The 24,678-nt window shown below is 29.9% G+C and carries 18 protein-coding genes; 8 read left to right on the top strand and 10 right to left on the bottom strand.

What is annotated here, in order from left to right:
* Positions 1-79 precede the first annotated feature (79 nt).
* Both bcCo53_RS03745 and bcCo53_RS03740 read right to left on the bottom strand, forming a co-directional pair.
* The gene (locus bcCo53_RS03745) at positions 80-1,753 is read right to left on the bottom strand and encodes a PQQ-binding-like beta-propeller repeat protein (RefSeq protein ID WP_025408318.1); all 1,674 of its coding nucleotides are present in this window, start codon (positions 1,751-1,753) and stop codon (positions 80-82) included.
* A gap of 34 nt (positions 1,754-1,787) precedes the next feature.
* The gene (locus tag bcCo53_RS03740) at positions 1,788-3,419 is read right to left on the bottom strand and encodes an ABC-F family ATP-binding cassette domain-containing protein (RefSeq protein ID WP_025408317.1); all 1,632 of its coding nucleotides are present in this window, start codon (positions 3,417-3,419) and stop codon (positions 1,788-1,790) included.
* A gap of 143 nt (positions 3,420-3,562) precedes the next feature.
* Here bcCo53_RS03740 and groES point away from each other — a divergent pair, with 143 nt between their 5' ends.
* A complete protein-coding gene (gene groES, locus bcCo53_RS03735; RefSeq protein WP_025408316.1) occupies positions 3,563-3,835 on the top strand; it encodes a co-chaperone GroES in 273 nt (90 codons plus the stop codon).
* 151 nt (positions 3,836-3,986) lie between these two features.
* Positions 3,987-4,661: a tRNA (5-methylaminomethyl-2-thiouridine)(34)-methyltransferase MnmC2 gene (gene mnmC2, locus bcCo53_RS03730; protein WP_038364676.1), complete on the top strand. Its 675-nt coding sequence runs from the start codon at positions 3,987-3,989 to the stop codon at positions 4,659-4,661.
* A 157-nt stretch (positions 4,662-4,818) separates the two neighbouring features.
* Here the strand turns inward: mnmC2 and valS are convergent, their stop codons facing one another.
* The 3 genes from valS to bcCo53_RS03715 form a co-directional block, all read right to left on the bottom strand.
* Positions 4,819-7,443 (bottom strand): valine--tRNA ligase, encoded by a 2,625-nt coding sequence (gene valS / locus bcCo53_RS03725; protein ID WP_025408314.1) that lies wholly within the window; start codon positions 7,441-7,443, stop codon positions 4,819-4,821.
* Positions 7,443-8,438 (bottom strand): tRNA dihydrouridine synthase, encoded by a 996-nt coding sequence (locus bcCo53_RS03720; RefSeq protein WP_025408313.1) that lies wholly within the window; start codon positions 8,436-8,438, stop codon positions 7,443-7,445. The genes valS and bcCo53_RS03720 overlap by 1 nt, the downstream gene beginning before the upstream one ends.
* A gap of 1,176 nt (positions 8,439-9,614) precedes the next feature.
* The gene (locus tag bcCo53_RS03715) at positions 9,615-10,400 is read right to left on the bottom strand and encodes a septal ring lytic transglycosylase RlpA family protein (RefSeq protein ID WP_051428587.1); all 786 of its coding nucleotides are present in this window, start codon (positions 10,398-10,400) and stop codon (positions 9,615-9,617) included.
* 137 nt (positions 10,401-10,537) lie between these two features.
* Here bcCo53_RS03715 and bcCo53_RS03710 point away from each other — a divergent pair, with 137 nt between their 5' ends.
* Complete coding sequence (locus bcCo53_RS03710; protein ID WP_025408311.1) at positions 10,538-11,560, top strand: L-threonylcarbamoyladenylate synthase; 1,023 nt, start codon at positions 10,538-10,540, stop codon at positions 11,558-11,560.
* Between the two features lie 2 nt (positions 11,561-11,562).
* Here bcCo53_RS03710 and bcCo53_RS03705 read toward each other — a convergent pair whose 3' ends face one another.
* Together bcCo53_RS03705 and plzA are read right to left on the bottom strand one after the other, a co-directional pair.
* Positions 11,563-12,651: a tetratricopeptide repeat protein gene (locus bcCo53_RS03705; protein WP_241766549.1), complete on the bottom strand. Its 1,089-nt coding sequence runs from the start codon at positions 12,649-12,651 to the stop codon at positions 11,563-11,565.
* 7 nt (positions 12,652-12,658) lie between these two features.
* A complete protein-coding gene (gene plzA, locus bcCo53_RS03700) occupies positions 12,659-13,444 on the bottom strand; it encodes a c-di-GMP-binding receptor PlzA (protein WP_025408309.1) in 786 nt (261 codons plus the stop codon).
* Positions 13,445-13,841: 397 nt separating this feature from the next.
* Here plzA and bcCo53_RS03695 point away from each other — a divergent pair, with 397 nt between their 5' ends.
* From bcCo53_RS03695 to bcCo53_RS03675, 5 genes are all read left to right on the top strand, one after another.
* Complete coding sequence (locus bcCo53_RS03695) at positions 13,842-16,664, top strand: penicillin-binding protein 1A (protein WP_025408308.1); 2,823 nt, start codon at positions 13,842-13,844, stop codon at positions 16,662-16,664.
* 5 nt (positions 16,665-16,669) lie between these two features.
* Positions 16,670-17,068 carry a ParB N-terminal domain-containing protein gene (locus tag bcCo53_RS03690; protein ID WP_025408307.1) on the top strand — a complete coding sequence of 133 codons (399 nt, stop codon included), beginning with the start codon at positions 16,670-16,672 and terminating at the stop codon, positions 17,066-17,068.
* A 35-nt stretch (positions 17,069-17,103) separates the two neighbouring features.
* Entirely contained in the window at positions 17,104-18,681 is a 1,578-nt protein-coding gene (locus tag bcCo53_RS03685; protein WP_025408306.1) for a glucose-6-phosphate isomerase, read from the top strand.
* Between the two features lie 88 nt (positions 18,682-18,769).
* Positions 18,770-20,158 carry an L-cystine transporter gene (locus bcCo53_RS03680; RefSeq protein ID WP_025408305.1) on the top strand — a complete coding sequence of 463 codons (1,389 nt, stop codon included), beginning with the start codon at positions 18,770-18,772 and terminating at the stop codon, positions 20,156-20,158.
* A 9-nt stretch (positions 20,159-20,167) separates the two neighbouring features.
* Positions 20,168-21,499 (top strand): CoA-disulfide reductase, encoded by a 1,332-nt coding sequence (locus tag bcCo53_RS03675; RefSeq protein ID WP_025408304.1) that lies wholly within the window; start codon positions 20,168-20,170, stop codon positions 21,497-21,499.
* Positions 21,500-21,527: 28 nt separating this feature from the next.
* Here the strand turns inward: bcCo53_RS03675 and bcCo53_RS03670 are convergent, their stop codons facing one another.
* Genes bcCo53_RS03670 through bcCo53_RS03660 form a run of 3 tightly spaced genes read right to left on the bottom strand, consistent with a single transcriptional unit; the run spans position 21,528 to position 24,676 of the window.
* Complete coding sequence (locus bcCo53_RS03670) at positions 21,528-22,871, bottom strand: ATP-dependent 6-phosphofructokinase (protein ID WP_025408303.1); 1,344 nt, start codon at positions 22,869-22,871, stop codon at positions 21,528-21,530.
* Positions 22,872-22,909: 38 nt separating this feature from the next.
* Positions 22,910-23,881, bottom strand: a complete 972-nt coding sequence (locus bcCo53_RS03665; protein ID WP_025408302.1) for a nucleotide-binding protein — start codon at positions 23,879-23,881, stop codon at positions 22,910-22,912.
* Between the two features lie 12 nt (positions 23,882-23,893).
* A complete protein-coding gene (locus tag bcCo53_RS03660) occupies positions 23,894-24,676 on the bottom strand; it encodes a potassium channel family protein (protein WP_025408301.1) in 783 nt (260 codons plus the stop codon).
* Positions 24,677-24,678 lie beyond the last annotated feature (2 nt).

Raw genomic sequence — 24,678 nt, 5'->3', positions numbered from 1 at the left:
AAATTTAACCATTAACTCTAACACATTTTAATAATTATGTATTTAGTAAATGATAACATAAAATTAGCAACAAAATGAATCAAAGAGACATAATAATTTCATTAACACACTGATTAATTCTGTCGGAAAAATTTTGTCTTTTTATAAATTTCAAAAGAGTTAAATATTTACTTTTATATCTTTTAAGATTATCTTCTGTAGAATTTAAAATTATCTTACGCAAGCTTAAAACAACAGCATAAGCTATATCTAAATTACCCTGATAATTCAATATTATGTACTGAATATAATTATATACAAGTTCATCTTGTTCATAATAATAATCGAACTTAGCAATACCTTTAACTAATTGAATCACATTGCTAATATCCTTTTCTTCAATTGCCATATTAATAAAACTCTTAACCGAAGCTGAATCATCAACATACATAAAATACTTATAAAGCTGCCCTCTTTGAACAATTCTATCAACTCCATTTTTTGGAGCAAGCCAATTATTAATAACTTTTTCATATAAATTTAAATATTTTTTAGGAAAACTACCATATTTCATCACCAGAGAATCTAGAGTACTTAAAAAATTATTATAAGTCTTCATGCTATATGTAGAATCCAACATTTCATCAAGAGCTAAATAAACATCCTCATGATCTACTAAAGATCTTTCTCTAAAATCTATCCTATTTTGATGATATCTATTACCTAATGTATGATTCCAAACAATAACATCAAGCTCATCTTTATATTCATAATAATAAGCAGTCAGTATCCAATTAAGTCCTCCAGTAATAATTATTCCAACATTAGCTACAAGTCCCGATATTTCTTTCATATCATCATACATATCAACCGGCTGAAAATATTCATCAATAGCTAAAACACCATTTGACTTTACGACAACAAAAAGACTCTTGTTATTATAAAGCATAGCTTCCTTAAGCTTTAAAGGTAAATCTTTAGAAAACATAAGTTCAAGGTTTCTACTTAAATTAAAAAAAATCCCATCATTAGAAACGGCTATATATTCTCCATTAAACTTTTCAAATAAAAAATTAATAGGATAATTTAAACTAATGGAACTTAATATATCACCAAAATCACTATCATAAACAACAACATCTCCGGATTGATAACCAACAATTATTTCATGATTAGTACTGAGCATTAATACATTGGGCAAAGACATAAGACTAGTAATCCATATTTGTTCTCCTTGAGAATTAAAAGCAAACATTTTACAATTGTCATTTGCAATATAAAAATTACCATTTTCAAGTACAACAGAAGAAGTAACTGCTTGACCTTCAATGTTGACCTCAAAAACCTTTTGACCATCACCAAGTCTTAAAGCAACAACTCTCCCATCAACCTGCGGGATTAAAATATAACCATTCCCAATTGAAGGAGCTTTTATAGGAGCAACATCTAATCTATATCTCCATATAAGCTTTCCTCTCCTAATCTTTTGAACTTCATTACGCCCCGTAATAACATAATATCCACTACCAAAATCCTTTAAAAGAAAAGGATAAGGAATGCGATCTAACCTATAAGAATATTTTTTATCTAAAGACATGGTATAAGTTATCAACCACCTATCTTTTGTCAATACCGTAATAGTATCACGTCTCTCATCAAGAATAGGACTTCCTAAAACTTGACCTGTTAAAGCTTTCTGAAAATAAAGATTAACATCTGCTGAAAGATAAACATAAGAACCTAAAAATACAAAAATGAAAATATTAAACTTCAAAAACACAAATATCCTGTAATGGTTAAATATCTAGCTATAGTTTCAAGCTCGCATGGCCTTCATAAAGCTTATCTCTTAGCTCCTTAACTTTAGGATCATCAATATACTCTGAAAAAGTCATAAAACGATCAATTATTCCATTAGGTGTAAATTCAATAATTCTATTAGCAATGGTATCAATAAATTGATGATCATGAGAAGTGAATAAAACAACTCCTTTAAAATCTTGAAGACCAGTATTTAAAGACGTAATTGCCTCAAGATCTAAATGATTAGTTGGTTGATCCAACAATAATACATTAGCACCGCTAAGCATTATTTTTGAAAGCAGACATCTTACCTTTTCACCCCCTGAAAGAACATTAACTCTTTTTAAAGCCTCGTCTTGACTAAAAAGCATTCGCCCCAAAAATCCCCGAATGTAAGTTTCATCCTGCTCTTTTGAATATTGTCTTAGCCAATCTACTAAGCTCAAATCTACAGTAAAATACTGTTCATTATCTTTCTTAAAGTATGCAAAATTAACGGTGGCCCCCCATTCATAATGCCCTTTATAATCTCTATCTTCATTGGTCACTATATCAAAAAGAGAACTTGCTGAGATTGGACTGCCCAAAAAAACAATTTTTTGCCCAGGTTCTACAACAATGCTAAACTTGTTTAAAATATGTTGCCCTTCAAATTCTTTAGTCAAATTTTTAATTGTAATAACATTTTTCCCAAGATCTCTCTCACTCTTAAAATTAACATAAGGAAACTTTCGCAAAGAAGGTTTTAGATCTTCAACCTTAATCTTATCAATTAATTTCTTTCTTGATGTTGCTTGTCTAGACTTAGATGCATTACTTGAAAATCTTTGAATAAAAGTCTTAAGTTCTGCTATTTTTTCTTCAGATCTTTTTTTAGCATCTTTTAGTTGCTTATTAAGAATTTGACTAGTTTCATACCAAAAATCATAGTTACCAATATAAACTTGAATTTTTCCATAATCAATATCAACAATATGAGTACAAACTTGATTTAAAAAATGCCTATCATGTGACACAACAATAACTGTATTTTCAAAATTAATCAAAAATTCTTCCAGCCACTTAATCGATTGAATATCAAGATTATTAGTAGGTTCATCAAGAAGTAATATATCAGGCTCTCCAAAAAGAGCCTGTGCTAAGAGCACTCTTACTCTTAAAGCCGCTTCAATATCTCTCATTAAGCTAGAATGAACAGACTCATCTATGCCCAACCCTTTAAGAAGTACTGCTGCATTAGACTCAGCCTCATAACCTCCAAGCTCGGCAAATTCCGCCTCAAGTTCTCCCGCTCTAATTCCATCTTCATCACTAAAATCAAGCTTTTCATAAATTTCATCTTTTTCCCTTTGCACAGCATAAAGGTTCTTGTGCCCCATAATCACAGTATCAATAACCCTGAAATCATCATAAGCAAATTGATTTTGCTCAAGTACAGCCATTCTTTGATTCTTAGCAATCAACACTTCACCCTTGCTAGGCTCAATTGTTCCACCTAAAACTTTCAAAAACGTACTTTTACCTGCACCATTAGCTCCAATTATACCATAACAATTTCCAGAAGAAAATTTAATATTAACATCTTTAAATAAAATTCTCTCTCCAAATGCAACTTCTAAATTATTTACTGCTATCAAACTATTTTTCCACCTAAAATTGATATTTTATTAAAAGAATTATCTTTAAAATTAAATGAAGTTTCAAGTATTATCTAAATATATTGACTTAATACTCAACTTTTTCGTATATTTATATTATCAAATTAAGGAGATGTTTGAAAATGAAAAATATTAAACCTTTAGCTGATAGAGTTTTAATAAGAATAAAAGAAGCCGAAAGTAAAACAACTTCAGGACTATATATACCAGAGAATGCAAAAGAAAAAACAAACATTGGGACAGTCATAGCTATTGGCTCTAACAAAGAAGATATTACTGTTAAAGTTGGCGACACAGTACTTTATGAAAAGTATGCTGGAGCTGCTGTAAAGATTGAAGATAAAGAACACTTAATTTTAAAAGCAAAAGAGATAATAGCTATTATAGAAGAATAAAAAACACAGAGAAACTAAACTTAAACTTTAGTTTCTCTTAAAAGGGCAAAAACCTTTAAATCAAGAGGTCATACCCTATTATCCTAATCAAACAAATTAAAATTCAGGCTTAACATATGATAATAGCAATATTATTTTTAGGAACAGTGCTCTGTTATTCATTTTCAAAGATAAAACCATATATTCAAGTAAATTTAAGGATGTTTATTATAACCCACAATATGGACTAGAAGAGAGTACCTATACATTCATCGAAGGTTGTGACTTGGATAAGGATCTTGTGCATCTACAAAGTGCAACAATTGCAGAACTAGGATTTGGAACGGGTCTTAATTTTATAGCACTTTTAAAACATTTACGAAAATTTAACCTCAGTACAAAAATTAATTATTACTCAATTGAAAAATTTCCACTAAAAAAAGAGCAAATCAAAAAAATATCACAATTCTTCATCAAAGATATACACTATTTTAAGATATTGCTTAAAAAATACCCTAAAACGCCAACAAAAAACATAAAGTACAAAATAACAAACAACATTAATTTAAAAATCTTAATTGGAGACGCTAAGGTAAAACTTAAAGAACTACCAAAATACATAGATTACTGGTTTTTAGATGGATTTAATCCAAGAACAAACCCCCAAATGTGGAATAAGGAAGTATTTACCACAATTTCACAAAAGAGCAAAATTGGAACAAAACTTTCAACATTCTCTGCAGCAAGAACTGTAAAAGATGGACTAAAACTCGCCCATTTTAATTACTCTAAAATAAAAGGATTTAACAACAAAAGACATATGATAAAAGCAAAAAAAGAACAATAAATTCATTTAAAAATTGAGCAAAAGGCAAAAACATAAATTTTCAAAACAGATCTTAATTTATTATAAAAAAAAGGCGTTTCAATAAAATCAACACCAAAAATATTGAATGTAAACACAATATAACTACAAATAATATCATAACTTAAGGATATTAACACTATCTCTTTAAACTATGAATATAACTGTTAATTTTTAAAATGAAAAAATCAAATTCTTTTAACTTTGACTTCTCAAGCTCAATAATCTCGCCAGGAGCATTCGATAGAAAATCTTGATTTTGAAGTTTTGCCAAAACTGAATGTTTAAGTCGCTCATATTTCTCTAGTTGTTTACCAAGTTTTGCAAGTTCCTTATCAGGATCTATTAGACTTTTAATATCTGCAAAACTCTCAAAATAAACATTAGGAACACCTATCATATCGTCATAATTTTCATTGTAAAAGATGGAATCAAAATTAATAAGCCTCTTAGCAATATATTCATACTTCTTAAAATATTTTTCGTATTTAAAAGTATCACCAAATCTCAAAGCAATATTAATTTTAATATTAGGAACTATATTAAATTCACTTCTAAGAGTCCTAATAGATATAATAAACTCTTTAAATAAATTAAATCTTTGATACTCTTCATTAAAATCTCTTTGACTAATACACTCAGGATACTTCTCTAAAGCTAATACATCATTCCAAGACATAATCTTAGAATAAATCTCTTCGGTAATAAAAGGTATAAAAGGATGCATAATAAGCAAAGATTCTTTCAAGAAAAAAATTAGCTTAGAAATAGTAATATTCTGAAGACTAATATCATCGCTATTTAAGTTAATTTTACTAATTTCAATATACCAATCACAAAAATCATTCCAAAAAAATTCATATACTGCTTTAGTAGCCTCATTATACTTATAATTTTTAAAAGCCCAATCTATAACAGAAACAGTTAAATTTAAACTCGTAAGTAACCATTTATCGACATCATCTAATTCAAAACTCTCTAATACTACCCTACCCGCTAAATTTGACAAAATGAATTTAGAGGCATTAAACACTTTGTTTAAAAACTTAGCTCCAAACATAAAATCTTTAATGTCAATATTCAAATCCTGACCTTGAACAGATAAAAACACAAGAGTAAAACGCAATGCATCACCTCCATATTGATCAATAATATCAAGGGGATCGATGCCATTACCTAAAGATTTTGACATTTTTCTACCCTTTTTGTCTCTTAAAAGAGGTGTTATATATATATCTTTAAAAGGAACTTGCCCTGTAAATTCAAGCCCCGCCATTACCATTCTTGCTACCCAGAAAAATATTATGTCATAAGCGGTAATTAAAGTATTTGTAGGATAATGATTCTTAAAATCAATAGTAACTTCTGGCCAACCAAGAGATGAAAATGGCCATAACCAAGAAGAAAACCAAGTATCAAGCACATCTGGATCTCTAACAAAACTCCTACCCTTATTCTCTTCACTTAATGAGGGATCAGATTCACTAACAATCATCTCTCCTGTAATAACATCATACCAGGCAGGTATTCTATGCCCCCAAACTAACTGCCTAGATATACACCAATCCCTAATATTTAACAACCAATGCTTATATGTATTTTCCCATTTTTTAGGATAAAACCTAATCTTATCGTCCATCAAAGCTTGTAAAGCAGCAGCTGCTAATGGTTTCATTCTCACAAACCACTGATTTGACAAATAAGGTTCAATAATCTCTCCAGATCTATGACAATGTCCAACCTGATGTTTATGAGCTTTAACATCTACTAAAAGCCCTTTATCTTTTAAATCTCTCTCTATCTTACTCCTTGCAGCAATAACACTTAAACCTTGATACTCAATTGGAACACTTTCATTCAATTTTGCATCCTTAGTTAAAATATTTATCTTAGCAAGATCATGTCTTTTCGCAATCTCAAAGTCATTAGGATCATGAGCAGGTGTTATCTTTAAAGCACCACTACCAAATTTCATATCAACATAACTATCTGCTATTACCTTAACCTTTCTATTTGCAATAGGAATTATAACCTCTCTACCAATCAAAGATTTATACCGAATATCATTAGGATTAACAGCAACAGCCACATCTCCAAACATTGTCTCAGGCCTAGTGGTTGCAACTTCAATAAAATTATCATCATCCAATAAATATTTAATAAAATAAATTTTTCCAACAACCTCCCTGTACTCAACCTCTTCATCACTAACAACACTTCCAGAACCCGGATCAAGGTTTACAAGATACTCTCCCTTATAAATTAATCCCTTATTATATAAATCAATAAAAACCTTATTAACAGCTTTACAAAGCCCAGCATCAAGAGTAAATCTTTCCTTAGAATGATCATAAGAAGCTCCCAGTTTCTCTATTTGTTTAACAATTATTTCTCTATGTTTATCCTTTAATTTAAAAAGTTTTTCAACAAATTCTTCACGACTAAAATCATCCTTACTTTTTCCAAGCTCTTTAAGCTGCTTTTCAAAAACCGCTTGAGTTGCAATTCCAGCATGATCTGTCCCAAAAAGCCAAAGAGTATTAGAACCTTTCATTCTCTTATAACGAACAAGAATATCTTGCAAAGTAAAATTAAGAGCATGTCCCATATGAAGAATTCCTGTCACATTTGGAGGAGGTGCTACCATGCTAAATTTAGGCTCAATCCTATTATCAGAACTAAACACACCATTATCTAGCCATTTTTTATAAACTTTATCTTCAAAAACTTTAGGATTATAATTTTTTGAAAGTTCATTATTCATTACTTAAGATTATCTCCTATAATATCAATTCGATTTAAATTTTTAAAAAGCTCATCGTAATTATTTGAATTCATAATATTATGAAAATATTCGCTACACCTCTCTTCTTCATTAAAATAAATTTTAAAGTACTTCTTAAGTCTATCAAAATCTTTAGTAAGACTCCACGTAGAATAAAAATCTATCACATGCAATTTTAGTATATTTAATCTAAAATTTAAATTATTACTCAAAAAGTTAGGTAAACCTTTTCTAAATAAGTTTAAATTCCTAAAAATCCCACGACCAAACATTACCCCATCAATAGAATGATTCATTATAATTTGATGAGCTTGTTCCAAATTTAAGATATCTCCATTACCAATAATTAAAGCAGAAGGATTGATTTGATTCCTGAGATCAACAAGTTTATCAAAAACAGTGACATCTATAGGCCCTTCACTTTGATGAATAGCAAGCCTGGGATGCACAGTCAACATATCAATACCTAATTTCAACAAAAATCCCAACCAATCCTCAACCTCAGGATAAAAAAATCCGTGTCTTGTTTTAACACTAAGAGGCAATTCAAATTTCAAACACGCCTCTTTACTTGCAATAATGATCTCACAAGCCAAGGATTTATTATTAATCAAAGCAGAACAAACACCTTTCTTGACTATCTTTTTCTTAGGACAGCCCATATTAAGATCAATACCCCAAAATCCTAAATCAGCCAAGATCTTTATTGCCTTAAAAAATTCATCAGGATCACTACCCCAAATTTGAGCAATCAAGGGCCGATTAAGTTCATCATTTTTTGTCAAAATATGTTGAATTGACTGTCTTGATTTATTTAAAAGTCCTTTTACAGAAATAAATTCGGTAAAATAAATATCGGGTTCACCCCTTCCATTCCCTATCAAATGAACCAAATTTCTAAAAACAGTATCTGTAACATCTTCCATTGGAGCCAAAATCATAATCGGACGACTAATATTGCTTAAAAAATTCATAAAATAAATAATATAATAAGACAACAGTATGGTAAAGAAACATACAAAATGAATATGCAATCAATAAACATACCTTTACAGGAGATAAAAATTTTAGTATTAACTTCAGATGACATTAAAATATTATTAAAAAGCAATAAACTATAATAACTTTCTCCAAAAACTTTCATTATCATGCAAACACCCATATTGCAATAAACAATCATATAAATTTAATATAGAAAAATTTCTCAACCAAAAATAATACTCAAACAATGAACTCAATTCACAACAATTCAAAATTACAAAAATTCAGAAAAAATATCTATAAAAATAATTTTAAAAAAGCATCAAAAATCACTACTTAAATTTTCCTTTATAAGGCAAAATATGGCAATTTCTCCATTTCGATGTCTTGAATACTCAAGTTACATCCCGTTTGATTAAAAAACCATAAGAATGATTGATTTATCATGCGAATATCTGAGACCAAAATTATTCTTTTTGTTTGTACATAATTTTGTTTAGTCCAGAACATAAATAAATCTCTGATGTTTTCAATATAAGCATATTTGCTTTGTTTTATATCTAAAAAGCAAAATTTAATATTGATTTTCGGAACTACAATTTAATTGATGATTTTCTATAGTCTATGTTTTTCATCAGTCTGTTTATTTTAATTTTTTTGTTTCATTTTCCATGTTTCGTATTATTGATTTTATAGTTATTTTACAATTTTATAGATCTATACATGATATCTCGTGAATGTGTTTTGATTTGCACATAAAGATTTGTTTTGTATGTATTATTAGTAATAATATAAATTGATTGCAAATTAAAAATCTTCTTGTCTTTTATTATATATATTCAATCTTTTTAAAGATTGATACATTTTTGAGGAGGAGCTTCTAAATAGAATTATTGCTTATTCTTTTCAACAATGGAGCCCATCGATTATTATGTTTTTTATGTCAGGCAAGATTAAATTGCTCTATTCTTAATTTTATTTTTTTGTTAATATCATGCTTTTTATGTGAAGATCATTTATAAACAAATGAAATTAACTATGTACTTATAGAAATAAAAAATTTTTGAGAAAACTCATGACAAAGTATAACAACAAAATTTATCAATCGAACTTTAAACATACCAAATAAATGACAAGTAAATTCTTTAAAAAAAAGAAAAATCAAAACGCTAATCTACAGCAATACTATCTCCTGGAATCTTAGTCTTTCGTACCAAAATATCTTTATATCCTGTGGATTTAATAAGTTCAACATTTTTATGAACATCATCAGCATAAGTAGGAATAAACACCGTAAAAAAAGGACCATGAGCATTTACTAAAACATTAAGTCCAACTTTTTGAAGTATTCTATAAGCTCTCTGAGCATAATCTTTAGTCTTATAAGAACCAACTTGTATATAAAAATCTGGTTCTTTAATCGAACTATCCAAAACCTTTTCTGCAACCTCAGAATGATCTTTACCTAAATCAGCATCTCTGTTTAATTTTGAAGTAGCAACAACAAGATCACCCCTAGAAGGAGCCTCCGTATTAACAGATTCCTTGAATTCTTGTGTTATAACATTCTTTTCATCTAATCCTTCCAATACTTCAATTTTTACAGGCGCTACACCTATCCCTAAAAAATCCAGCTTCTCAGCAGCAAATTTCGATAAATCAATTATCCTATCCTTTCTAAAAGGACCCCTATCATTAATTCTTACAACAACTGTCCTATTATTAAGTAAATTAGTAACTCTTACAACAGTATTAAATGGAAGTTCTTTGTGGGCAGCTGTAAGAGCTGTCATATCAAATTTTTCACCATTAGCAGTAAGTTTACCATGAAAAGCCTCTCCATACCATGAAGCAAGCCCCACAGTAGCACTATTTAATTGAGTAACAGCAAAAAACAAAAATAAAAATCCAAATCGAATATCCATAAGATTAAATAAATTTATCATAAAATACATTGTACCATATAGCATATTATAATATAAAGCTTAAGACTTATAACACAAAACCAATCGAACAAGTTAAACTAAATTGTTTATTTTCAATTTTTTTGCTTTAATAAATAAATAAGTAAAATCAATAGGAAATGATATTAATGAAAACAGAAATTATAGAACAATCTGAGATAAAAAAAGCAGCAAAATTTATAAAGGCAGGAGAATTAGTAGTATTTCCTACAGAAACAGTATATGGCATTGGGGCTGATGCATATAATGACGACGCCATACGAATGATTTTTTTAGTCAAGAAACGTCCTATCACAAATCCCTTAATAGTACATGTTGACTCAATAAAAAAAATAAATGAAATTGTAGAATATATACCAAAAAGTGCAATGATCTTAATGCGAAAATTCACCCCAGGGCCTTTAACATTTATACTAAAAAATTCAGGTAAAATATCTAATTTCATAAGCGGGGGACTTGACAGCATAGCAGTAAGAATACCATCAGAACCTGTAGCCCTAAAATTAATAAAGATGAGCGGAGTCCCAATTGCAGCACCATCAGCAAATCTATCAAGACGTCCCAGCGCCACTAATTTTGCAATGGCCATAGGTGAACTTGATGGTCTAGTTAAAGGAATCATCAAAAAAAATGGGGAAACAAAAATTGGAATAGAATCAACAGTTATAGGATTTGATCCTAAGGGCAATATATCAATACTAAGACCAGGTGCAATTACAAAAGAAATGATAGAAAAAGAGCTTAAGGGAAAATTTAGAGTCGAATATTCAATAGGCAAAAACGTGCTATCTCAATCACCTGGAAACCTATTAGAACATTACAGACCAAGCATACCCGTTTATCTATTTAAGCAAACAGATAATATAAGGTGGTATGTAGCAAGAAAAGATACAAAAGTGCTTATCACAAGAGATACTCTTAAGTCATATTGGTTTAATAAACTTTGGAATATGAATAATATATGTGTATTTAACACATTAGAAGAATATGCACAAAATATTTACAAAGTCTTTGTAGAAGCTGAGACAGTATACAAACAAATACTTGCCGAATTTGTAGATAACAATAAGCTTGGATATTCAATTAACAATAGACTTGAAAAAGCCAGTCTAAATAAATTTATTTTTTCAAAGCAAGATAATATAAATTAAAATTAACTACCCAATAATTTCAAATATTTAAGGGCAATAGGATCGCTTGAATCATATTCAAGAACTATTTTAAAATATTCCTCGGCCTCTTTTTTGTATCCCATCTTTAGATAAAGAATCCCAAGATTTGAAATAATTTTGATATTATCGGGTTCAATATTTAAAGCATTATGTAAAAATTTAAGACTATCATCAAACTCAAGAAGTTCCATCAAACAGATTGCAAGCTCATTCATAGCATCTACATTTTTAGCATCAAGAGATAATACTTTAAGAAAAGCATCTTTTGCCTCAGAATAAAAACCCTTTCTTCTATATCCCCACCCAAGCAAAAACCAAGCATTCCAAGAATCTTCATGACATTCTAAAAGTTTAACAAGTTCAGAAATCGCTTTATCTTCCTTTGATAAAATTATCAGCTCATATATTCTCTCAAGCTTTAAAGACAAACTTTTATGAACTCCTATAACATTCAAAATCTCACTCACCTTCTTTTTCAATCTTAAATTATTAGAAATTTTTAAATAATGCGCAAACAACTCCTGAGCTCTGTCTAATTTACGCTGCTTAACAAAAAAAAATCCAGCATTTGCAAATACATTTTCATTTGGACTTTTAAATTTTAAAAGTTTCTCATAAATCTCTAAAGCATTTTGATTACTAGTAAAGGCATTCATACTTTGATCAACCCTTAAAAAATTTTCAGCCATCCTTTCATATAATAATGCCAAATTAAAAAGCAAAATCTCATTATCATTATCAATGCCTTTTAATGCTAAAAAAATCTCAAGAGCCAAATTATAATCTCCTTCATCAATCTTAGTAAGTCCAACATGAATGAGCATATTTACAACATTAGGGTTTAAAGCTAAGAGAAGCTTTTTATAATAAGGTAAATTAACATTACCTTGATCATACGCCGAAATCTTAAGAATCGCAGACATAACAGCCTCAAAATTAAGCTCATCTTGAGAAAAATACTGAACATCACCAACCTCAACAGGTAAAAGTATCTTAGGATCAAATGTAAAATCTCGAATTTGATTTGTAAAATCCTCTGGAAGAGAAATATAAACAATATTCTTAAGCATAAATATCCTAATTAAAATAATCATGAATTAACATAGTATAATCAAGAGGGATTTTTTCTTCACAAAATGCCATACCTAAAGCTAAAACCTTACCATTAGGAGTCTGAATAACACTCAAATTTCTTGCCTTACCAACAATAGATACTTTCTTGCCTGCAATATCAAAACTTAAAGTTAACCCAGTATTATTTTCATCTATTCCCTCATAATCAAAATAAGATATTAAAAGAGCACCGCCATAAGACATGTCTTTAATTAAGCATTTATGCTTAACACCATTAACTTCAATAAAAGCTCTATCAGAACTAAGATTAAGTTTTCTAAGCGAATCCTTATCAATAATAATACGCTCATGAATTCTTTGATTCTGCCCAAGCTTTAGATCAAGTAACTTGCCAATCTTAACTGCAACCTCTCCTGGAAGAGGAGATAAAAAATCTAGAGTTAACAAATTATACTCCTTATCTTGAACAGAACAAGAAGATGCATTTAACAACTTCACAACCAAAGAAGGAATAAAAAAAGACTCATCTCCAACATTATCAAAGCTCTTAAAATGAATAGTACCTGAATTGCCATTTTGTGCCAAAATAGGCAAGACTTTATCTTCTTGTAAAATAAGCTTGATAGCATTCATAGAAATAGAATAAATTACACCATATGCCACGTAATTACCAACTCTAACTTCAACAGAATTTTTAATATTAAGAAAACTGTTAATCTCTGTACTCATCTTAATTTCCTTACCCCTATATTTAGCTTCATAAGACTTTATTTTCCTAGACAAAAACATAAACCTCTCCTTGAAATCTAACAAACATGCTGAAATTGACATTCAGGAACTTCAAATCAATAAAATTCAAAAATTTTAAGTTATGCATACGCTTAAAAATAATTCTATCCCAAAATATTAGATACAACCAATAGTCAATAACTTATTCGACCATATATCAGAAAATCTGATTTATACCCCAAATAAAACCAAAGTCATTAGTTATTCGTAATTCTAACTTATCAACAAAAAAAACAATAGTTTAAAGTATAGACTTACTCTAAACTATACTTTCATCCTTTGCCAATGTAAATGCATATTTAAAATCCAAATAGCATACATAAGAAGGGATTATAACAATAATTCAACATTAACCACAACTCATAAAAAATTTCAATTCCAACATTTTTATAGTATAATGATATTGAAAGGACATAACTTGCAAAATCTTAACTTTAGTACAAAAGCTAAAACACTAATTTACCTAACATATCTTACTATTAGTTTTTCTATTATTTTATTATCAATTGCGATAGTGGAGACTATAAACATTCAAAAAGACAAGAAATTTGGGGATGTAAACCCTGCTATACCTTCAAAACTCTTTGACACCAATGGCAAGATAATAACACAATTTATATCGGATGAGAATAGAGAACTACTATCTTTAAGAGAAATGCCCAACAACTTAATAAGAACACTTTTAATACGAGAAGATCTCAGTTTTTTCTTTCACAGAGGTTTTTCAATAATGGGAATTCTCAGAGCTGCTTTTAATATTGCGATTGGAAGATATTTTTCAGGAGGCAGTACTTTAACACAACAATTATCAAAACTTCTATATACTAATCAAGCAAGACGATCAATCTTAAGGAAACTCAATGAAATTTGGTGGGCTATACAACTTGAAAAAAAACTATCAAAATATGAAATACTTGAAAAATATTTAAATAAAGTCTACTTTGGAAACGGAAATTACGGAGTAGTAGCAGCATCGAAATTTTTCTTCAACAAAAACGTAAAAGATATTAACACAGCAGAAGCAGTTTTAATGATTATACAACTACCAAACGCAAAACTTTATTCACCATTTTATAACCCAGAATTCGCTAAAAAAATACAAAAAGCAGTATTAAATCAAGTCATATCTAATGGTATCATTAGTCCTGAACTAGCTGAAAATGAATTTAATGAGTATTGGAAAAATTACGATTGGACTCGCACGGCAGACATATCGGCTGTCTCTGATAAAGAGGATCATGCCCCTTACTTCTCAGAATACATACGACAGAGAATAATGAAACATCTTCCAGCAGGAGCAAATATATATAAAGATGGATATTCAATATACACAACGCTTGACCTTGACGCACAGAAATATGCAGATGAAGTTACACAAGAAATGATTACAAAAACAAGAAAAATGTATAATTCTACAAAATTATCTGAAACACTGATCATTAACTCAGAAATAGTACCTGTCATTGACACAATATCTGATTTGTTTGGAATAAGAAGCACTAGAATAAATGGAAGACAATACAAAAAATTAAAAATGAGAAAATTTTATGAAGACAACATTGACTTAATTGCAAGCTTTGCAGCAATATTAGGAATTGATAAAATAGACAAAGCAACAAAAGAATATACAATAAACAATAAAACAAAGCCAAACTTAATTGTACAACCAGAAGGTGCATTAATAGCTCTAGATACCACAACAGGTGCAATAAAAGCAATGGTTGGAGGAAGCGGATATAGAAAGGGAAGCGAATTTAATAGAGCAACCCAAGCAAAAATACAACCTGGAAGTGCATTTAAAGTCCTATACTTCTCAGCTGCTATTGAACTGAAAAAGATCACAGCTGCAACAATGTTTTCAGACTCGCCAGTTGCATTTTTCAACCAAGAAGGCGAGCTTTATGCCCCTGAAAATTACGGAGGAAAATGGAGAGGCAACGTATTAACACGCACAGTACTAGCTTTATCCTTAAATATTCCCGCCCTTAGAATACTAGATACATTAGGATTTGAAAATGCCATTAAATATTCAGCCAAATTACTAGGCATCAAAGATCAAAATGAAATAAAAAAAACTTTTCCTAGGGTATATCCCCTTGCACTCGGTGTCATCTCAACCTCTCCAATACAAATGGCAAGAGCATTCGCAATTTTAGGCAACAATGGCAAAGAAGTAGAACCATATGGCATCAGATATATTGAAGATAGAAATGGAAAACTAATAGCAAATGTAGAATCTGAAACACTAACAACAATTAAAAATAAAGGAACTAATGCACAAATAGTATCTCCTCAAACTGCCTATATTATGACAGACATGTTGAAATCAACAATTCAATATGGAACCTTATCGAATCAAAGATATACAAACCTTAAAGATTTCAAATCTGACATTGCAGGAAAATCAGGAACCACGCAAAACTGGTCTGATGGCTGGACAATAGGATATTCGCCTTACATAACCACAGCTCTATGGGTTGGATTTGATAAAAAGGGATATTCATTAGGAATTGCTGGAACAGGAACAGGACTTGCTGGTCCTAGTTGGGGCAAATTTATGGCAAAATACCATAAAAACTTGCCTAAAAAGGTTTTCATAAGACCTAAAGGAATCGTTAATGTGCAAGTACAATCAGCAACAGGATTATTACCAGAAGGAATACCTAATGAAACAACAATAAATGAAATATTTATTGCAGGGACTCAACCATTTGAAAAGTCAAAATATTATGAAAATAAATCTGAATTTTTAAACAAAATGGAATTTAATGTTTATGGAATAGATAAGATAGATGACAATGATGAATTAGACATTAATACCAACGAATTTGAATATCTTATGAATGATTTTAACCAATTAAATGCAATAGAAAACAAAACAGAAACTAACAACGATATCAATCAAACTAATAATAGTCATTTGAATAGTGATTTAGAACATGAATACAATCAAGAAAATATAAATCATGATATGCCAGATATAAAAACAGAAAATAATATTAATAACACAAGAAGAGATGATAATATTAATGTAGACGATACTAATATAGATAATAATACTCACACAGATAAGATAGACACAGAAAAAAATGTAGAAATTAAAGCAAATGAGACTGAGGATAATACAAAAATTAAGTCAAATTCTCTTCAAGATGAAAATAAACAAATTGATGAAAATATACATAAAGATGTAAATGGAGAAAATATTCAATTGGATTAATAAAAATGTTAATAGATTTAGAGCAAATAAAAATTAAAAGAAGGGTCAGACAAAATATAGGGGATACCACAACCCTTAAAGAAAGTATCAAAAAACATGGTTTGATTTACCCAATCATAATAGATAAAAACAAAAACCTAGTAGCAGGTTTTAGAAGATACCAGGTATTAAAAGAACTTGGATATAAAGAAGTCAATGTCAAGGTAATTCCCATAGAAGATAAAAAAACTTTACTTGAAATCGAACTTGATGAAAATAATATAAGAAAATCATTTACAAAAAGCGAAGCAGAGGTAGGAGAAGAGCAATTAAAATATTATTCAGAAAAAAACATAATAATAAGATTTTTTAAACTTATTATACTTAAAATTAAAAAAATATTTAAAATTAAAAAAATAAAATAAAACTCAAATATACAAAAACCATTGGAGGATGCTTTATGCTTAAATATATCAACCTTAATAAACTTAAAAGTTTCCAAGAATTAAGACAAACCAATCCTGAAGCAATAAAAAAGAATCTAAATGAAGACAGAATAAAAAAGTACGACATCAAAATAGAAGGATATCAAGTACATTATAACTACGCTACAAAACAAATTAACGAAAATCACCTAAAAATATTTCAAAATTTAAGCGACGAAGTAAATCTCATAGAAAAATATAAAGAAATTATTGACGGAAAACACATCAATATCAGCGAAAACAGAAAGGTTCTGCACCATTTGACAAGGGGACAACTTGGCATAGACGTCATAGAAAATAATGAAAATATGAGAGAATTTTTTGAAAGCGAGCTTAAAAAAATTTTTAAATTTGCAAAACAAATTCAAAACGGAGCAATTAAGAGCATTCATGGAAAAATCTTTAAAAATATAGTCCAAATCGGAATTGGGGGCTCAAGTCTTGGTCCAAAAGCACTATACACTGCAATCAAAAATTATGCCAAACAAAAAAATTTACATCTAATGAAAGCCTATTTTATTTCAAATGTTGACCCAGATGAAGCAGCAGAAGTCTTAAATGAAATAGATCTGCAAGAAACACTATTTATCATAGTATCAAAAAGCGGAACCACACTAGAAACAGCATCTAATATGCAATTTTTAATTAAAAAGTTAGAAGATAATGGAATCAAAGAATACCAAAAACAAATTATAATCATTACATCAAAGGGAAGTATGTTAGCGCTTGAACAAGGATATCTTGAATATTTCTTTATGCACGATTCAATCGGTGGAAGATTTTCACCAACATCAGCTGTTGGGCTCACCCTAATTACTCTTTGCTTCACAGAAAACATTACAAAAGAAATATTGAAAGGAGCTTTTGAAGCTGATAAACAAGCATTAAACAAAAATGTAAGAGAAAATGCGCCTCTCCTAGCAGCATTAATTAGTATATACGAAAGTAATATTCTAAACTATAGCAGTAACTGTATTATTGCATATTCAAAAGCAATGGAAAACTTTTATCTTCATCTGCAGCAACTTGAAATGGAAAGTAATGGAAAAAGTGTAAACAGATTTGGAGACAAAATTGATTATAAAACAGTAAGAATAATTTGGGGGGGAATTGGAACAGACGCTCAACATTCATTTTTCCAAATGCTTCATCAAGGAACAGAAATAGTGCCAATGGATTTAATAGGTTTCAGTGAATCTCAACTAAAACAAGACATCATTGTAGAGGAAACATCAAACAATAATAAACTAAAAGCAAATTTAATAGCTCAAATAATTGCATTCTCCTACGGAAAAGAAGATAAAAACAAAAATAAAAACTTTGAAGGTGAAAGACCTTCTGCATTAATATATGCAAAAGAGCTTACACCTTATACATTAGGTGCAATACTATCTCACTATGAGAACAAGGTAATGTTTGAAGGATTCTTACTAAATATAAACTCATTCGACCAAGAAGGAGTTCAACTTGGCAAAGTCATTGCCACTAAAATTTTAAAAAATGATGACTTAAAAGATGAAATAATCAAATCTTATGATAATCTACTCCAATAACAAAAAATAATACAATTAAATTATAAGGACTTAATATGATTAAAACCACGTATATTATATCAAAATTCACCAATAAGAGGTAAAAACGATGAATGCAATAATAATATATACACTACTCAACATCACAATCATGCTTATATTAATAGGATTTTTATATTTTTTACACAAAAAACACATATCATTTACAAAAAGAATACTGATAGCCTTAGGATTAGGAATAGTATCTGGCATAACTATGAAATATTGCTATGAAGCAGAATCAGCAATATTAAAAGAAAGTATTAAGTGGATTAACGTCTTAGGCATAGGATATATAAGACTAATTAAAATGATGGTAATACCACTCATAATTGTTTCAATAATATCTGCAATAGTAAAATTAACCAATAGCACAGACATTTGGAAAATGAGCCTATCTGTAATATTCATACTTATATTTACAGCAGGACTTGCTGCAATAATTGGAGTTTGTACATCTTTGTTCTTTCAGTTAACAGCAGAAGGACTCCAATCTGGAGTAAATGAAATTACACAAGGCCAAAAACTAAATCAAGGTCTTGAACGACTAAAAGAAACTCCAATTACACAAAAACTATCAGAACTTATCCCTGAAAATATATTTGCAGATATGGCAGGAACAAGGCCAAACTCAACAATTGGAATAGTAATATTTGCTGGCTTGGTAGGCATTGTTGCTCTTAGAGTTGCAAAAAAAAAACCAGAATCAATAGAATTCTTCAAACAAATAATGTCTACAGCACAAGATTTGACCTCAGGAATGATAGTTCTAATTTTAAAGTCAACACCCTATGCTATATTAGCGATGATTACAAAAATAATGGCAACAAGTGATATTTCAAGCATCATAAAACTTGGAAAATTCGCACTCGCGTCTTATATTGCTATTGGAATTATACTTTTAATGCACATGACATTAATTGGAATTAACAGACTAAATCCTATTATTTTCCTTAAAAAAGCATGGCCAGTTCTAACATTTGCATTTATATCTCGTTCTAGCGCAGCAACAATACCTGTTAATGTAGAAGTACAAACTAAACAATTAGGAGTCAGCGAAGGTATTGCAAATCTTGCAAGTGCATTTGGAACATCTATTGGACAAAATGGTTGTGCAGCACTACACCCTGCCATGCTGGCAATAATGATTGCCCCTACCCAAGGAATAAACCCAACAGATCCCTTATTCTTACTACAACTAATAGGAATAATAATAATAACTTCATTCGGAGTAGCTGGAGCTGGAGGGGGGGCAACAATAGCTTCCTTAATGGTTCTCTCAGCAATGAATTTACCCGTTGGACTTGTTGGACTCATAATATCCATTGAACCTCTAATTGATATGGGTAGAACATCTATTAATGTAAGCGGTTCAATGGTAGCAGGAATAATAACAGCCAAAAACCTTAATCAATTAGACAGTGATACTTATAATAATCAAAATGAAATAAAACAATAAGGAATTTGTATGAAAATAATAATTATTGGGGGAACTGCCGCAGGAACTAGCGCTGCTGCAAAAGCTAAACGAACAAATCAAGAATTAAAAATCACCATATACGAAAAAACAAATACTACATCTTTTGGTGCTTGCGGACTACCATACTTCATTGGAGGCTTTTTTGATGAACCAAACAAAATGATAGCCAGAACACCTGATGAATTTGAACAAAATGGAATATCAGTATTCACTGAACATGAGGTTATAAAAGTAGACATAAAAAATAATACCATTAAAGTAAAAAACCTTAAAACAAACCAAATATTTAATGATACTTATGATAAATTAATGATTGCAACAGGAGGCAACCCTATAATACCCCCAATCAGCAATATCCAAATAAATAACTTTTATACTCTAAGAAACATCAAAAATGGACAGGAAATAAAAGAACGTTTCAAGAGGAAAGAAATAAAAGACATAGTAATAATCGGAGCTGGATATATTGGAATTGAAATGGTAGAAGCTGCTAAAGCTTTAAACAAAAATGTAAGAATAATTCAACTAGATAAAAGAATATTAACTGAATCGTTTGATAAAGAAATCACCAATATAATGGAAGAAGAACTAATCAAAAACAATATTCTACTCCACACAGATGAATTTGCAAAAAGTTTAATAGGAAAAGAAAAAGTTGAAGGCATTATTACAAATAAATCAGAATATAAGGCAGATCTTGTAATTCTTTCGACCGGCATCAAACCTGCTACTGAATTTTTAGAAGGTCAACTTGAAACATTACCAAATGGTGCAATAATTGTCAACGAATATGGCGAAACTAGTTCAAAAAATATTTTCTCTGCAGGAGATTGCGCCACAATTTATAATATTGTAAGTAAGAAAAATGATTATATTCCCCTTGCAACAACAGCCAACAAATTAGGCAAGGTCATTGGTGAAAATTTAGCAGGCAAGCATGTTCCTTTTAAAGGCACACTAGGGTCTGCATCCATTAAAGTCCTATCTCTTGAAGCAGCCAGAGCTGGTCTTACAGAAGAAAATGCCTTAAGACTCGGCATTAAATATAAAACAGTATTTATCAAAGATAAAAATCACACAAATTATTATCCAAATCAAGAAGATTTGTATATTAAACTAATATATAATGAACCAACAAAAGAAATCATTGGCGCACAAATAATTGGCAAAAATGGAGCCGCACTAAGAATGCATGCTCTATCCTTAGCGATTTACTCAAAGCTTACAACAAATGAAATTGGAATGATGGATTTTGCATACTCACCACCATTCTCAAAAACTTGGGACGCACTAAATGTTGTAGGCAATGCAGCAAAATAAATAAAATAAACTTTCAATTATTCTCATTTTAGTTTTTCATACTAAATGGTTGGCCAGTACTTGTAAGAACATCACGCCAGAAAGAACCATTTATATTGACTTTATTTCTGGCAATTACTGCCATTTTTATTGGAATATGTACAAATTTTGTACTCCACAAGCTAATTAATAATTTTGTCTTACCTGCCATAGCAGCATGAACAGCATTTGAACCAAGACGAGCGCAATAAAGAGAATCACTAGCATTAGCTGGTGAGCTTCTAATAATATAACTAGGATCAATATACTTAAGATTAACTGGAATATTTTTGGACTTAAAATACGTATTAATCTTATCTTTAATATAAAGTCCAATATCTTCATGAAGTAAATTACCAGAGTCGTCTTTTTTACGATTACTAAGATCAAAATACTTTTGACCTGCTCCCTCTGCTATTAATATCACTGCATGAGGCATTTCATCCAAATTTTCTTTTGCCGAAAGTCGTCTTTCAAGATGTGCAAGAAGTCCATTAGGACCCTCAATATCAAAGTCTAATTCTGGAATTAGACAAAAATTAACATCATTAGAAGATAAAGCAGTATAAGCAGCAATAAATCCAGAATCCCTACCCATAACCTTAACAAGACCAATACCATTATAAGCACTGTTTGCCTCAAAGTGTGCACCAGCAACAGCAGCAACTGATTGCTCTACAGCTGTTTCAAATCCAAAAGATTTTTGAACAAACATAAAATCATTATCTATTGTCTTTGGAATACCTACAACGGCTATCTTCAAATTTCTCCTCTCTATTTCCTCAGCAATTAAAACAGAACCCTTCTGGGTTCCATCTCCACCGATATTAAAGAGCATATTAATTCCCATTCTCTCCAAAGTATCAACTATTTCAACAGGTTTAATTCCCCCCCTTGATGAACCAAGTATTGTACCACCAAGCTGATTAATATCATCTACTACATCAGGATTTAACTCAATAAAACCTAAATTAGAATCTGATAAAAGACCTTGATATCCAAATTTAACTCCATAAATATTATAAACCCCATATACTTTCCATAAAGTTCTAACAATTGAACGAATAACATCATTAAAACCTGGACAAAGGCCTCCACAAGTAGTAATTGCCGCCTTAACATGCTTTGGAACAAAATAAATCTTATATCTAGGCCCAGCTTTTTCTAAAACAATATCCTCATACCGATCCCAACTATTGTCATTTGTATAAACATTAAATCTAATCTTATTAGTCTCATCAGTAAAATGAATATGACTCTCATTGGCATAAAAATTAATTAAAGGATTATCCTGTTTACATTCTCCTAAATTTTCTATCTTAAAATCTAAATTCTTATTCTTAAGTGTATGCATTAAGTAGCTCCTCCATGACAAGTATCATTATAATTCAATTAGTTCCTAATAAATTGACTTTGGTCCTTAATCATATCGTATATATCATCATAAATATAAGGCGAACCCTCCACAGGAGACTTAATTAAATTACCTGCTATAAACTCAAAATACTTATTTAGCTTTGAATTTTTATCAAAATCAATAAATGGTATTCTACTATTAACAGCTTCTCTAAAACTCTTTGCAAATGGAACAAAACCAATAAATTCTACCGGTATATTAATATTATTTTTAACAACATTTATCAAATTTTCACACATAGCTATTTCTTCACTAGATTCTATCCTATTTAATACAACTCTAGGATAAAAACTATTCATCATCTTCCTTATCTTAAGTGATGCACTTAACGATATAACCTCAATTCCCACAATTAAATCTTTAAACTTAACGTTTGTACCTTCTATTTTATTTTTAAAAAAATTACTAATATATTCACGCTCAGCACTCTTTGGAGGGAAACCCAGATATAAAAGCCGATACAATGCATTTTTTAAAAAAGAATAAGCATTAAGTATTGAAGGAGTTTCAGGAACAGTAACGATTATACCACTATAAGCTGACAAATAAAAATCCACTGTATTATAGGATGTACCTGAACCTAAATCTATAAAAACAAAATCAGCAACAAGATCTCTTTGAATCGCGTCTATTATCCTCTTTTTAATAGAAAAAGGAATATTAGCTGTCCCTGTATAAAGTGCATCTCCTGGAACCAGATAAAGTTTTTGATAAGGCGTTTTAACAACTAAACTTGCAAAATCCTTACCACGCTTATTAATAAAAGAACCTATGCCAACACCAGTATTCTTAACCCCTAAACATGTATGCAGGTTAGAACCACCAAGGTCAAGATCAACAAGTATTACAGTTTTACCTAAACAAGCAAGTTTATAACCAATATTAGCAACAAAAGAAGTTTTTCCAACACCGCCCTTTCCACTTGCAACAGGAATAATCTTAGTCATCCTTAAATCCTATCAATCATTTTTATTATCTTTATTAAACATTTTCATAAAATCAAAAATTCTAAAAAATCTTAATTTCTTAGAATTTTCCTTGTAAGAAGTATCCTCTGCTTTAGAAACTGATATTAAATCTTTAATCAAATCCTTATTATTAGTAAAATCCTCAATTTTATCAGGTTTACCACAAATTACAATTTTATCATCCTTTAAGAAAAAATAATCTCCATCTACAAATTCATACTTAGAATTACTCAAATTTCTAACAGCAATAACAGTAATGCCCTTTTGTCTTCTCAAGTCAGCTTCAAGAAGCGTTTTGCCTACATACTCTTTAGGAATCACAGTTTCAGCAACAATGATGTCATGACCAACAATGCTGTATGTTGAAAGATTAGGCGATACTAATAGTGGGGTTAACCTTCTTGCAGCATCCTTACTTGGAAATATAATTTTTGTAGCACCAAGAGTTTTTAATATCTCAGCATCATCCCTATCTTCAGTTTTAACACATATCTCTTTAAAACCTAAAAGATTACAATAATGAGTAACAAGAGCACTCTTTCCAAGATCATTATCAAAATCAATAATAACAGCATCAGTATCTACAGGAATAACTTTTTTTAAAGCATTTTTAGTAAATTGGTCTAAAATAAAGCTTTCTGTTGCAATAACATCATATTCCTCAACCAATTCCTTTGAAGTATCAACAATAATAATTTGACAATCAAGTTTACTTAAACTCTCAAGGACATGAATCCCTAAATTACTAAGACCAATAATAACAAACGTTTTCATTT

The sequence above is a fragment of the Borrelia coriaceae genome (genome assembly GCF_023035295.1).
Classification (GTDB): Bacteria; Spirochaetota; Spirochaetia; order Borreliales; family Borreliaceae; genus Borrelia; species Borrelia coriaceae.
Note: the sequence above shows the minus strand (reverse complement) of the source record. Positions and strands in the feature narration are given on the sequence as shown.